The sequence below is a fragment of the Stenotrophomonas sp. STEN087 genome, from assembly GCF_056759115.1.
This window is the reverse complement of record NZ_JBRRCR010000007.1, coordinates 36,796-49,292: the sequence shown is the minus strand read 5'-3', so window position 1 is coordinate 49,292 and position 12,497 is coordinate 36,796. Positions and strand designations below refer to the sequence as shown.

At 68.0% G+C, this 12,497-nt stretch carries 7 protein-coding genes and 1 pseudogene; 2 read left to right on the top strand and 6 right to left on the bottom strand.

Translation table 11 applies throughout. The features are described from left to right. Nucleotides 1-4 precede the first annotated feature (4 nt). The 3 genes and pseudogenes from ACVOK1_RS03380 to ACVOK1_RS03370 all read right to left on the bottom strand — a co-directional run bounded on the left by ACVOK1_RS03380 (nucleotide 5) and on the right by ACVOK1_RS03370 (nucleotide 2,750). A pseudogene (locus ACVOK1_RS03380) lies at nucleotides 5-736 on the bottom strand (LytR/AlgR family response regulator transcription factor). Further along, nucleotides 721-1,791, bottom strand: a complete 1,071-nt coding sequence (locus ACVOK1_RS03375) for a sensor histidine kinase (RefSeq protein WP_481561113.1) — start codon at nucleotides 1,789-1,791, stop codon at nucleotides 721-723. Before ACVOK1_RS03375 ends, ACVOK1_RS03380 begins: the two are co-directional and overlap by 16 nt. Before the next feature lie 26 nt (nucleotides 1,792-1,817). Further along, entirely contained in the window at nucleotides 1,818-2,750 is a 933-nt protein-coding gene (locus ACVOK1_RS03370) for an alpha/beta fold hydrolase (RefSeq protein WP_481561112.1), read from the bottom strand. A gap of 204 nt (nucleotides 2,751-2,954) precedes the next feature. Between ACVOK1_RS03370 and metF the strand changes: the two genes are divergently transcribed. Together metF and ACVOK1_RS03360 are read left to right on the top strand one after the other, a co-directional pair. Next, nucleotides 2,955-3,782 (top strand): methylenetetrahydrofolate reductase [NAD(P)H], encoded by an 828-nt coding sequence (gene metF, locus ACVOK1_RS03365; protein ID WP_481561111.1) that lies wholly within the window; start codon nucleotides 2,955-2,957, stop codon nucleotides 3,780-3,782. A gap of 40 nt (nucleotides 3,783-3,822) precedes the next feature. Further along, nucleotides 3,823-4,404 carry a DUF4124 domain-containing protein gene (locus tag ACVOK1_RS03360; protein ID WP_108767758.1) on the top strand — a complete coding sequence of 194 codons (582 nt, stop codon included), beginning with the start codon at nucleotides 3,823-3,825 and terminating at the stop codon, nucleotides 4,402-4,404. A gap of 95 nt (nucleotides 4,405-4,499) precedes the next feature. On the opposite strand, the gene ACVOK1_RS03355 is transcribed toward ACVOK1_RS03360, so the two are convergent. From ACVOK1_RS03355 to secA, 3 genes are all read right to left on the bottom strand, one after another. Further along, complete coding sequence (locus ACVOK1_RS03355; protein ID WP_406232982.1) at nucleotides 4,500-5,456, bottom strand: Nudix family hydrolase; 957 nt, start codon at nucleotides 5,454-5,456, stop codon at nucleotides 4,500-4,502. Nucleotides 5,457-5,556: 100 nt separating this feature from the next. Next, complete coding sequence (locus ACVOK1_RS03350; RefSeq protein ID WP_481561109.1) at nucleotides 5,557-9,225, bottom strand: autotransporter outer membrane beta-barrel domain-containing protein; 3,669 nt, start codon at nucleotides 9,223-9,225, stop codon at nucleotides 5,557-5,559. Between the two features lie 300 nt (nucleotides 9,226-9,525). Then, entirely contained in the window at nucleotides 9,526-12,258 is a 2,733-nt protein-coding gene (gene secA / locus ACVOK1_RS03345) for a preprotein translocase subunit SecA (RefSeq protein WP_481561108.1), read from the bottom strand. Nucleotides 12,259-12,497: the final 239 nt, after the last annotated feature.

The window sequence follows — 12,497 nt, the reverse complement described above, 5'->3', positions numbered from 1 at the left end:
GCGGCTACAACGCCATCCGCTCGCGCAGCTCACGCGCCTGCCGCCGCGACACCTCCACCTCGCTGCCATCATCCAGCGCCAGGTCGTAGCCATCGGCAATACTGGGGGTAACGCTGCGGATGCGCCGCAGGTTCACCAGCGTGTTGCGGTTGGCGCGGAAGAACAGTTCAGCGGGCAGGCGTGCTTCCAGCGCACTCAGGCTGCGCGTCAACAGCGCGTTCTGGTCGCGGAACCACAGGCGGGTGTAGTTGCCATCCACCACCAGCCTGCGGATTTCGCCCACCGCCACGAACCAGCAACGCTCGCCATCGCGCACGAACACCTGGTCCTGCGCGTTCAAGCCGCCACCTGCAACCACCGCCGGCGCGGCAGGCACCTCGTGCTGGCGCGCGCGTTCCAGCGCTTCATGCAGCCGCGGCGCTTCCACCGGCTTGACCAGGTAATCCAGCGCATTGGTCTGGAAGGCACGTACCGCATAGGCATCGTAGGCGGTGACGAACACCACGGCGGGTGCCGGGTCCAGGCCATCGAGCACGTCGAAGCCGGTGCCGGACGGCATCTACACATCCAGCAGCACCAGGTCGGGCTTCAGCCGTGCGATCGCCTCGCGCGCCGCCGGTACGTCATCGGCCTCGCCCACGCACTGCACCCACGGCAGCGCCGCCAGCAGCGTGCGCAGTTCCTGCCGCGCCAGCCGCGCGTCATCGACGATCAGGACATTCAGGGTCGTGCGCATTGCGGAATCTCCAGGACGGCCTGCATGCGGCCGTCCAGCGGTTGCAGATGGAAGCGGCCGCCACGGCCGAGCTGCGAGCGTAGGTAGGCCAGGCCGACGCCATGCCCGGCGGTCGTGGCATCCGTGCCGGCCGTGGCCACACCCAGCGGGTTGTCGACCTGCAGCCGCAGCAGGCCGTCGCGGCACTGCGCGCTGATACGCACCTCGCCACCGCCAGGGCACACGGCGATGCCGTGCTTGATCGCATTTTCCACCAGCAGCTGCAGCGCCATCACCGGCAACCGTGCCTGCGCGGCATCCGCGTCGACGTCGATGCGTACCTGCAGGCGCTGTTCGTAGTGCACCGCTTCAACGGCCAGGTAATCGCGCACCACGGCCAGCTCGTCGGCCAGCAGTGCCTCCTCGTTGCGCGCGTGCTCCAGCGCGTGGCGCAGCGTTCGCGACAGATCGGTGACCATCTGCCGCGCGCGCTTGGGGTCTTCGAGGATCAGCGCGCGCAGGTTGTTCAGCGCATTGAACATGAAATGCGGATTCAAGCGCGCGCGCAGTGCATCGCGTTCCAGCGCGCTGCGCTGGGCCTCGGCCCGCAGGCGTTCGAGTTCCGCGTGGCGCGCCTGGCGCAGGCTGTGCAGGCCGGCCCACAGCGCGGTCCACAGGCCCAGCAGCAGCACGGTGTTGAGCAGATAGGCCAGCCGCGCCACCGGGCGGAAGTCGCCCGCCCGGCCGCCGAAATCCACCCAGCCCAGTGCCAGCGCCGGCTGCAGCACGGCGGTCAGCAGCAGCTGCGCCAGCAGCGCGCCCAGCAGCACCGCCAGCGCAAGCCGCAGCACCAGCGCACCGACCTCGCGCTGCCACCAGCCCCGCCGCAGGGCCAGTGCACGCACGCCTGCACTGATGCCCCACAGCAGCACGCCCAGGCCGACGCTGATGAGCGTGCCACCACTGCTGGCGCCGCCGCCGAAGGTGCGGGTCATCGCCAGGCTGAGCGCGCAGAACAGTGCCCACCCAAGGGTGTTGATCAGCCAGAAGCGCAGTGTGGAAGTCGAATCGGGCATGACGATGGCCGGAGCGGACGGAAGGATCAGCGGTGGCTGTCCAGGAATGCCTGCACCTGCCCACGCAGCCACTGCGGATCATCCCACATCAGGAAGTGGTGGCCGGTCGCGCTCAGTACGATGCGCACGCCGGGCAGCGCGGCGTACTGCGACTGGAAGATCGCACGCGCCGATGCTTCGGTCGCGCCCATTGCCTGGTAGGACGCCCAGGCGCCAAGGACCAGCGTGGGCGAACGGATGCCCGCCACTTCGCTGCGCAGGTCGGTCACCAGCAGCGAGTACATCGCATCGGCGGTGGTGGCGCGATCGCTGTCATGGCCCCAGCGCTTCAGCTCGGGCAGGCGCGCGGTGCTGTTGGTCAACGGGGCCAGCGCCGCTTCGGCCTGCGCCTGGTAGCTGGCCGGGTCCGCCGCCAGCATCGCCGTGCGCATCTGCTCTGCCATCGGCTGCACGCTCTGTGCGGTTGCCTGCGGGTTCTGCATGCCGGCATAGAACGGCAGCGAATCGACGATGACCAGCGGCCCCAGTGCGTCCGGTTCCTTCACCGCCATCTGCAGGGTCAGCACGCCACCCAGGCTGTGGCCGATCACCGCCGGATGGTCCAGCTTCTGGTCATGCACATAGGCCAGCAGCTGGTCGCGCATGGCCGACAGGAAATCGGCCGGTCGCGGGTCGGCGGCGCGGGCGCCGGCAAAGCCCGGCAGCTGCACCAGGTGGCACTGCACGTCCTTCAGCGCCCGACAGGTCTCGTGCCAGACCTCGGCGCTGCTGTTCAGGCCGGGGATCATCAGCAGCGGGCGGCCATGCCCGACCACTTCCACCTGCACCTTGCCGGTGCCAGCCGGGGCCGCCCCGGCGGCATGGGCAGCGCCCGAGCCGAGCACGGCCATCGCCATGCCCAGCATCGCCAGCCGGGCCAGGGCCTTCATCGCGTAGTACATCGCCAGCATCATCTTCATCGCGTACTCCTTGCAGGGACGGGTGCGTGGGGGGATGCGGCCAGCCTGGCCGCCGTGGCTGCCGGCGTGTTGCAGTAGCGGAGCAACGGCCGTGCGCCCGGGTGAACGGTCGCCCGGGGCGGACCGGTTCTTCACGTCGCGCAGCTTCACATCCATCTTGATGGAGAGATATACTCAACCGCACCCGCCGCCACCGCCCGTGCCATGACCGCCATCAGCTTCGAGTTCTACCCGCCCAAGACCGATGAGCAGCGTGGCCAGCTGGACCGTGCCGCCGCCCGGCTGAAGGCGTATGCCCCCGAGTACGTGTCCTGTACGTTCGGTGCCGGTGGCTCGACCCTCAGCTACACCTCCGAGACGGTGCGCCATCTCAACCAGCACCACGGCCTGGACGCTGCGCCGCACCTGTCCTGCGTCGGCGGCACCCGCCAGGAGATCCGCGAGCTGCTCAAGCTGTACCGCGCCATCGGCTGCCGGCGCCTGGTCGCGCTGCGCGGTGACCTGCCCTCGGGCATGGGCTTCCCCGGCGACATGCGCTATGCGTCCGAACTGATCGCCTTCATCCGCGCCGAACACGGCGATGCCTTCCGCATCGAAGTGGGCGCTTACCCGGAAACCCATCCGCAGGCACCGGACGCACTGACCGACCTGAAGCACTTCAAGGCCAAGGTCGATGCCGGTGCCGATGCGGCCATCACCCAGTACTTCTACAACGCCGACGCGTATTTCCACTTCGTCGATGAGGTGCAGCGGCTGGGCGTGCAGGTGCCGATCACCCCCGGCATCATGCCGATCGCCAACTTCAGCCAGCTGCGGCGTTTCTCCGAACAGTGCGGCGCCGAGATCCCGCGCTGGATCAGCCGCAAGATGCTGGCCTATGGCGACGACAGTGAGTCGGTGCGTGCGTTCGGTGCCGAAGTCGTGGCCAAGTTGTGCCAGCGGCTGGTCGAAGGCGGCGCACCCGGCCTGCACTTCTACACGCTGAACCTGGCCAAGCCGACGGTGTCGGTGCTGAAGCTGCTGAACGGCTGAAAGCGCACTGTGTTGTCGCGTTCAACGCTACCCTGTGGCGATGAAAGCCGTCCTGTCCCTGCTGCTGGTGCTGTTGTCCGCGGCCAGCATCGACGCCCACGCCCAATCCACGCGCTTGAACCGCTGCACCGATGCGCAGGGCCAGAGCGTCTATACCGACCGTCCCTGTGACAGCGTGGGCGCGCAGTCGCGGCGCCCGCCGCCGCCACCGGCCGGCAGTACCCTGCAGCGCGACAGCCTGGGCGCCAGCTGCCCTCGCCGCCTGAGCGAACTGGTGCAGGCCCTGCACGACGCGGTGAACACCCAGGACGTCAACCGGCTGTCCACGCTGTACCTGTGGAGCGCGGTGTCCGATGCCGGTGCGCAGCGCATCCTCGGCCAGCTGGAATCGGTGGTGCGGCGGCCGCTGGTGGACGTGGTGCCGGTGTATCCGCAGCAGGATGATGAGGTGCAGCCGGATGAGGGTCAGAGCCCTGCTGCGCAGGGATCCGACCCCGGGACGCCGGTGGCACGCCACCCCGTGGGCCTGCGCCTGGAGCAGACGCTGCCGGGCAGTGCGGCGCGCGCGGCGACGGTGCTGGGGCTGCGGCGGCAGTACGGGTGTTTCTGGATCACGTTGTAGGGCCGCATCCACGCATGGCGTGGATCTACTGACAGCGGGCGGCCGACCCTGTGGTAGCGCCGGGCCATGCCCGGCGGAAGGCCAGAAGCACCGCGCTACCCGCCCGGCCACAGGCCGCGGATCGCGGCGATGCCCTGGCCGCCGTGGCGACGGGCCTGGCTGACGTGGCCGGCATCCAGCCCGCCCAGCGCGTAGATCGGCAGCGACACCTGCGCGCGCAGCGCGGCGAACGCCTCCCAGCCCAACGGCGTGGCATCGGGGTGGCTGGCGGTGGCCTGCACCGGGCCAAGCACGGCGAAATCGCAGCCCAGCCGCTGCGCAGCCTGCAGCTGTGCAAGGTCGTGGCAGGAGGCAGCTACCAGCTGGCCGGCCGGCAATGGACGTTCCTGCAGGGCCAGCAGCTGTTCGCTGCCCAGATGCACGCCGACGCCCAGCGTGCGGGCCAGGTCGATATCGCGGTTGAGCAGCCACTGCACGCCCTGGCGGTGTGTCCGCAGGGCCTGTTCGATCAGCGCCTGCCGCTGCGGGTGCGCCGCCGGCAGGCGCAGCTGGATGCGCTGCTGGCCCGCCGCCACTGCCTGCTGCAGCTGGTCCTGCCAGCGCTGCGGCCCGTGCTCGCCGTCCTCCGGCGCCGGGGTGATCAGGTAGCGGTCTGGTTGGCGCAGTGCGGCCACCACCGGCAGATCGGCCGGCGGCATCGAATAGCGGCCCAGCTTGTCCGGCGCTACCCAGGTGATGGCCTGGCCCTCGCGCCCGCGCGGGGTCCCCTTCCAGCTGCGGATGTGCCGCACGTCCAGGGTCAGGTGCTTGTCCGGGTAATGCTGCGGCACGTCCATGATCCACTCGCCGATCTCGGCCTCGATACCGAGCTCCTCGCGCAGTTCACGCACCAGCGCCTGTTCGGACGTCTCGCCGGCCTCGCGCTTGCCGCCCGGGAATTCCCACAGGCCGGCCATGTCGCGGTTCTCGGTACGGCGGTTGAGCAGGATGCGGCCACGGGCGTCGGTGATGACGCCGGCCACGACATGGATCGATCGTTTCGGGGAAGGCATGGCCAGAGCATGCCCACGCGGCATGCAGGCTGCAACCTCGGTGCGGATGAACAAGGGGCCCCTTGCGGGGCCCCCTGCCAACCTCGTCATGACCGCTGGATCAGAACTGCACGTTCCAGGTCATCTGCGCGCCGATCTCGTGCTGGCCACCGCCGGCACGGCCCAGCGCGCCCAGCGACAGGCGGCTGTTGTCGGAGGTGTTCACTGCCACGCCAAGCTCGGCGATGCCGACGTTGCGGGCCAGCGGCACGCCGTCGATGCTGAAGGTGCTGCTGCCGACCACGAAGCGCTGGTTGCTGCGGGTCTGCACGTCGCCGCCAGCGTGCTGCCAGGCCAGGCCCGCCACCAGCTGGGCACCGTCGTCCTGGTTGGCACTGATATCCCAGGTGGCGCGCAGGCCGGCCGTTGCGGTCCACACCGAATCCTTGCTCGATTCGATGGCCAGCGCGGTGCTGCCGCCGGCTTCCTCGGCCGCGTCCATGGTCAGGCGGGTGTAACCCACGCCCACGTGCGGGGTCAGGGTCATGCGCTGCAGCTGGATGTCCCAGCCACCTTCGGCAAAGCCGGACACGGCGTGCGCGTCATGGCTGGCGCGCAGCTGCTGGCGGGCATCGCCGACGATCGCGGTGCGGTCGGTATCGACGTCGTAGCTGGCGTAGCTGGCACCGGCATTGAACCAGGCCTCGCCGGCGCGGAAGCCTGCGTACAGGCCGCCGTGCACGGCATCGACATCGGAGCGGGCGCTGCGTGCATCGGTCTTCTGGCGCAGCTTCTCGGTGCCGGCCACCAGGCCCACCGTCCACGCTTCACCGAAGGTCCAGTCGAGGCCGGCCATCAGCCCTTCGCGGTGCTGGCGGCTGTCGGCCACGCCGTCGTTGCGGCCGTCCTGGCGGTTGCTGGCGCCGCCACCGGACAGCCAGAAGCCGCCGCCGTGGGCCTTGATGGACGGGTTGCCACGCAGGCGCTGGCCGATGCCCTCATGCAGGAAACGGTCGTCCAGCAGCAGCGCACGGTTGCTGGCGTGGATCTCACCGGACAGGTGGTCGAATGCTTCGCGGGCCTGGTCGGCATCGAGCATCAGCAGCTGGTTGTACAGCGCCAGCGCCTCACCGGACTGCTGCAGCGTGTCCAGGCCGGCCGCCAGCGCGCGCTGGTTGCTGTTGGCCGCCACCGCGCCGAACACCACCGGCGGATTCACCCCGCCCGGCTCACCCGGGGTACCCGGCGTGCCTGGATTGCCGGGGTTGCCCGGCTCGCCCGGGGTACCCGGTTCGCCGGGTTCACCCGGCTCGCCCGGCGTGCCCGGATCGCTCTTGATCGCGATGGCCAGGCGCACGTCGTTGCCGGTCTGCACCAGGGTCGGATCGATGAAGGCCGAGCGCGAGATGACATCGTCGAACTGGCCGTCGATGCCCTCGGCCGCGCTGAGGATGGTGTAGACCTGGCCATTCTGGTAGCTGGTGGACGGGTCGAGCGCGGTCACGCGCACGCCGGCCGCACCGGACTGGCCGCCCGCGGCGACCCGGCCCAGGTAGGCCTTGCCGGTCACCGTCAGCAGGTCGGACTGGCCGTTGCCCAGCACATCCACGTCGTAGAAGGCCTTGTCGGCCACCTGCTCGGGGGTGACGGCCTGGTTGTTGAAGTACAGGTTGCCGTCGATCACCAGGGTGCCCACGCCGCCCTGGCCCGGCGACAGCACCGCACCATTGCGCACGAACGTTTCACCCACGGTGGCGTTGCCGGCCAGCATGCCGCCGTTGATGACGTGCACGTTCGAGCTGCGGATCACATCGCTGCCCAGGCCCGCGCCGTAGTTGATGGTCTGCTGGAAGCCGGCGCTGCCGTTGAGCACCAGGGTGCCGCCATCGATGCGGATCTCCTGCGCCACTGCCTGGCTCGTGCCGGTGTAGCCCTGGCCGGTGTAGGTGTCGGAGTTGATCACCAGGGTGCCACCGCTGACGTTGATGCCGCCGCCGAACGCGGTCAGGTCGCCGTTGAGCGTGGTGGTACCGGCCAGCTGGTGCAGGCCGCCGTAGGTCATCGAATCGGGGCCGCTGGCGATGGTGTTGTCCAGCACGATGTCATCGGTGTGGTTGAACAGCAGGCCGCCGATGCCGTTGTTCATCGTGATCGGTGCACCGTCCAGCTCACCGGCAGCGGTGGCCGCGCCCCAGGTAGGGCCATCGGCAGCGGTCCAGTCCTCCATGCCGCCACCGATGACCAGGTAGCCGCTGTTGTCCAGGGTGTAGCCGGTGCCGGCGCTGAGCTTCGCGCCGTTGTTCACCGTCAGCACGCCAAGCGGGTCGAAGACGGTCTTGCCCACGGTGATGCCATTGGCGGCAGTGATCGACGAGCCTTCGCCGCTGACCAGCACCTGCTCGGGATAGAGCGCCGCCGTGCCCAGCGGGAAGTCCGAGCCACCGGACACGCTCAGCGTATCGGTGGTGATGCTGGCACCGTCCAGCACCTGCAGGTCGGTGGTGACCTTCATCGCGCCGGTGTTGACCCATTCGCTGCCGGAACCGGTCAGGGTGGCCTTGGCGCGGCCCTCGCCGGTACCGGCGCCGAACGAGTTCTTGATGTTGGCGACGTCCGAACGGATCGCGCCACCGTCTTCGATCAGCAGGCTGGCGGTCGCGTCCACGCGCGCGGCTTCGATGGCCGAACCCACGCCGCGCACTTCGATGCGACCGGTCTGCCCGTAGTCGCCCGACGGACCGTCCGGCGATTCGGCGATGAGCGACGTGGTCGCCCTGACGATGCCACCGTTCTCCACGCGCAGCAGCGCTTCGCCACGGCGGCCCAGTTCGAAGGTATCGGTCGTCACGCTGCTCGCGCCGGAGACCACCATCGTGCCGACCGAGTTGGCGTCCTGGCCCAGGAACACGCTGTCGGCCACCACGGTGCCGCCATCGGTCACGTTGACGATGCCCGAGCTGTTCTCGACGATGCCGGCGACCAGCGCGCCGCCGACGTTGAGCGAGCCGCCGCTGCCGATGTTCAGCTCGCCCTGGCCGCGCTGGCCGACCAGCAGGTTGTTGTTGGCGATGACCAGCGAACCACCATTTTCCACCGTGACCACGCCCTTGCTGCCCGCCAGCACGCCGATGCGCATGCCCTGCGGCAGACTGGGGCTGTTGACGGCAGTGGCTACCACGGCGGCGCCGCCCGTGATCAGCAGGCTGCCATTGCCGGCGTTGCCGACATCGATCTGGCGCGCGGCCAGCGTTGAACCGGCGCCGCTGATCTCTGCCGCGCCCTCACTGCCTGCGGCAAAGCCCAGCACCACGTTGCGGGCGATGTCGACGCTGGCGCCGTCCTTGACCGTCAGCAGGCCCTTGCCGGCGTCACCGACGCGCAGGTCGTCGAAGATGCTGGTGAGCGTGATGCTGCTGCCGGCGCCTGCCACGTTGAGCGTGCCGAAGCTGCCCGCCAGCGTGCCCAGCGAAGCGCCTTCGGTGGAGGTCAGGCTGCCACCGCCCACCACGTTGACCACGACGGCGCCGTCGGGACCCACGCGGAAGCCATCGGTGTAGGTCCGCGAATCGGTGATGGTTTCATCGTCGGTGAAATCGAAGGGCGCCGCGAACGCGGACTGCATCGGCAGTGCTGCCAGGCCCAGTGCGAACAGCAGCGCGGTGCGCAGTGCGGTCGGACGCTGGCCATGGCCGACGCGGGTGCAGCCGGGAGTGTGGGAGGAAGTGAGTTCCGAGGCGACCTGCATCTGGCCGGTGGTGTGGTTGAACACCTGGCGATAGATCCTGTTCATGACGCTCCATGTGTATGTCGTGTGGCTCGCAGGACCACCTCATGTGATCCGCGACGTGCGCCTGCCGGCAACCGGGGAATGGCCCCTGCGAAAAACCCGGCAGTAGAAACGCAGGCACACCATACGGACGCGAAGGGAGCGATCCCGTCAACGTCGTCTGAGTTCTGAGTAGGAAATTTCTGATGTGTCTGTCAGAAGCTTCGGAAATCCACGCTTCTGTCTAACAGCTCACATAAACAGCGTGATTGCGGCCGTGAAGCCCATAACGAAGAAGCCCCGCTTTCGCGGGGCTTCCTGGGGTCAGCTCAGCTGGCCGTGGCAGTGCTTGTACTTCTTGCCACTGCCGCAGGGGCACGGATCGTTGCGGCCGATCTTCGGCTCGTCCCGCTGCAGCGGGTTCATGCCCTGCTGCGCGGCTTCCACCTGTGCCGCTTCCTCGTCGGCGCTGTAGCTGCCGGCGTCCTGGTGCTGGAACTGCGACTGGCTCAGGCGGGCTTCCACCTGCTGCCGTTCGGCCGCTTCCAGCGCCTGCACTTCCTCGTCGCTGCGGATGCGCACGCGGGCCAGCAGGGTCACCACTTCGCGCTTGACGTTCTCCAGCATGTCCGAGAACAGCTCGAAGGCTTCCTTCTTGTACTCCTGCTTCGGCTGCTTCTGCGCGTAACCACGCAGGTAGATGCCCTGGCGCAGGTAGTCCATGCGGGCCAGGTGTTCCTTCCAGCTCTGGTCGAGCACGGTCAGCATCACGTGCTTTTCCAGCGCACGCATGGTTTCCTCGCCCACGCCGGCTTCCTTCTCGGCGAAGTGCTGGTTGACGCGCTCCAGCACCTTGGCAGCGATGCCTTCGGCGTCCAGTTCCTCGTGCGACTTGACCATGTCCACCAGCGACATCTGCAGGCCGAAGTCCGACTCCAGGGTCGCTTCCAGGCCACGCAGGTCCCACTGCTCGTCCACCGAGTTCGGCGGCACGAAGCGGGCGACGACATCGAAGATCACGTCGTCGCGGATGCCATCGACGTTGTCCTTCACCGATTCGGCGTCCAGCAGTTCATCACGCTGGGCGTAGATCACCTTGCGCTGGTCGTTGTTGACGTCGTCGAAGTCCAGCAGGTTCTTGCGGATGTCGAAGTTGTGGGCCTCGACCTTGCGCTGCGCCTTTTCGATCTGGCGGCTGACCAGGCGGTCCTCGATGACGTCGTCTTCCTTCATGCCCATCATGCGCATGGCCTTCTGCACCCAGTCGGAGGCGAAGATGCGCATCAGGTTGTCTTCCAGCGACAGGTAGAAGCGGGACGAACCCGGGTCACCCTGGCGGCCCGAACGGCCACGCAGCTGGTTGTCGATACGACGCGATTCGTGGCGCTCGGTGCCGACGATGTGCAGGCCGCCGGCGGCCTTCACCGCGTCATGGCGCTTCTGCCATTCGGCCTTGACCGCGGCCTTCTGCTCGTCGGTCGCGCCCTCGCCCAGTTCGTGGATTTCCGCTTCCAGCGAACCGCCCAGCACGATGTCGGTACCACGGCCGGCCATGTTGGTGGCGATGGTCACCGCGGCCGGACGACCGGCGTTGGCGACGATGGTCGCTTCGCGGTCGTGCTGCTTGGCATTCAGCACTTCGTGCTTCACGCCGGCCTTGGCCAGGTGCTCGGACAGCATTTCCGAGGTTTCGATCGAGGTGGTACCCACCAGCACCGGCTGGCCGCGCTTGGCGCACTCTTCGATGTCGGCCAGCACCGCATTGAACTTGCCCTTGCGGTTGAGGAACACCTGGTCCGGGCTGTCCTTGCGGATGGTCGGGCGGTTGGTCGGGATGACCACCACTTCCAGGCCATAGATGCTCTGGAATTCAAACGCTTCGGTATCGGCCGTACCGGTCATGCCGGACAGCTTCTTGTACATGCGGAACAGGTTCTGGAAGGTGATGCTTGCCAGCGTCTGGTTCTCGCGCTGGACCGGCACGCCTTCCTTCGCTTCCACGGCCTGGTGCAGGCCGTCGGACCAGCGGCGGCCGGACAGGGTACGGCCGGTGAATTCGTCGACGATGACCACTTCGCCGTCGCGCACGATGTAATCCACGTCACGCTGGTAGATGGCGTGCGCGCGCAGGGCGGCGTTGAGGTGGTGGACCACGGTCAGGTTCTGCGGCGCGTACAGGCCTTCGGTCTCGCCGTCGAGGATGCCGGCTTCCACCAGCAGCTGCTCGGCGTGCTCCATGCCCGCTTCGGACAGGTGCACCTGCTTGCCCTTCTCGTCGACCCAGAAGTCGCCCTCGCCGTCTTCCGCTTCCTGCTTGACCAGGTTCGGCACGACGCGGTTGACGCGGATGTACAGCTCCGGGGAATCGTCGGCCGGACCGGAGATGATCAGCGGGGTACGCGCTTCGTCGATCAGGATGGAGTCGACTTCGTCGACGATGGCGTAGTGCAGGCCGCGCTGGTAGCGGTCAGCCTTGGACAGCGCCATGTTGTCGCGCAGGTAGTCGAAACCGAACTCGTTGTTGGTGCCGTAGGTGATGTCCGAGGCATACGCTTCGCGCTTGTCGCTGTGCGGCATGCCCGGGTAGACCACGCCCACGCTCAGGCCCAGCCAGTTGTACAGCTTGCCCATCTGGGCGGCGTCGCGGCGGGCCAGGTAGTCGTTCACCGTGACCACGTGCACGCCCTTGCCTTCCAGCGCGTTGAGGTACACCGGCAGGGTCGCGACCAGGGTCTTGCCTTCACCGGTGCGCATTTCTGCGATCTTGCCCAGGTGAAGCACCATGCCGCCGATCAGCTGCACGTCGTAGTGGCGCATGCCCAGCACGCGGCGGCCGGCTTCGCGGCAGACCGCGAACGCTTCCGGCAACACCTTGTCCAGGGCTTCACCACCAGCGATGCGCTGCTTGAACTCCGGCGTCTTGGCCTGCAGCTGCTCGTCGGAAAGCTTCTCGATCTCCGGCTCCAGCGCATTGATCTTGGCGACGATGCGGTTGAGCTGGCGCAGCTGTCGTTCATTACGACTGCCAAATACGCGGGTAAGCAGGCTGTTGATCATTGAAGGAACCGGGTTGGATGGACACAGCGGCCCGGTCTTCCCCCTGGGGATCCGTCCGCCGCAAACGAAACAGGGCGCCTGGCGCCCTGTCGATGGCAACACCCATTGTAGCTTGGGACGACCGCGAGGGGTTTCAAGCACTGATCCGGTCACAATCGTCCCGGATCTGGCAAACCGGTAGCGCCGGGCCATGCCCGGCGGTCTCTATCGGTTCACCGCGCTGCGCGCTCGCGGGGCAT

Coding starts and splice junctions, on each gene's coding strand:
- ACVOK1_RS03375 (WP_481561113.1), bottom strand. CDS start 1,791: ATGCCCGATTCGACTTCCACACTGCGCTTCTGGCTGATCAACACCCTT.
- secA (WP_481561108.1), bottom strand. CDS start 12,258: ATGATCAACAGCCTGCTTACCCGCGTATTTGGCAGTCGTAATGAACGA.
- metF (WP_481561111.1), top strand. CDS start 2,955: ATGACCGCCATCAGCTTCGAGTTCTACCCGCCCAAGACCGATGAGCAG.
- ACVOK1_RS03355 (WP_406232982.1), bottom strand. CDS start 5,456: ATGCCTTCCCCGAAACGATCGATCCATGTCGTGGCCGGCGTCATCACC.
- ACVOK1_RS03360 (WP_108767758.1), top strand. CDS start 3,823: ATGAAAGCCGTCCTGTCCCTGCTGCTGGTGCTGTTGTCCGCGGCCAGC.
- ACVOK1_RS03350 (WP_481561109.1), bottom strand. CDS start 9,225: ATGAACAGGATCTATCGCCAGGTGTTCAACCACACCACCGGCCAGATG.
- ACVOK1_RS03370 (WP_481561112.1), bottom strand. CDS start 2,750: ATGAAGATGATGCTGGCGATGTACTACGCGATGAAGGCCCTGGCCCGG.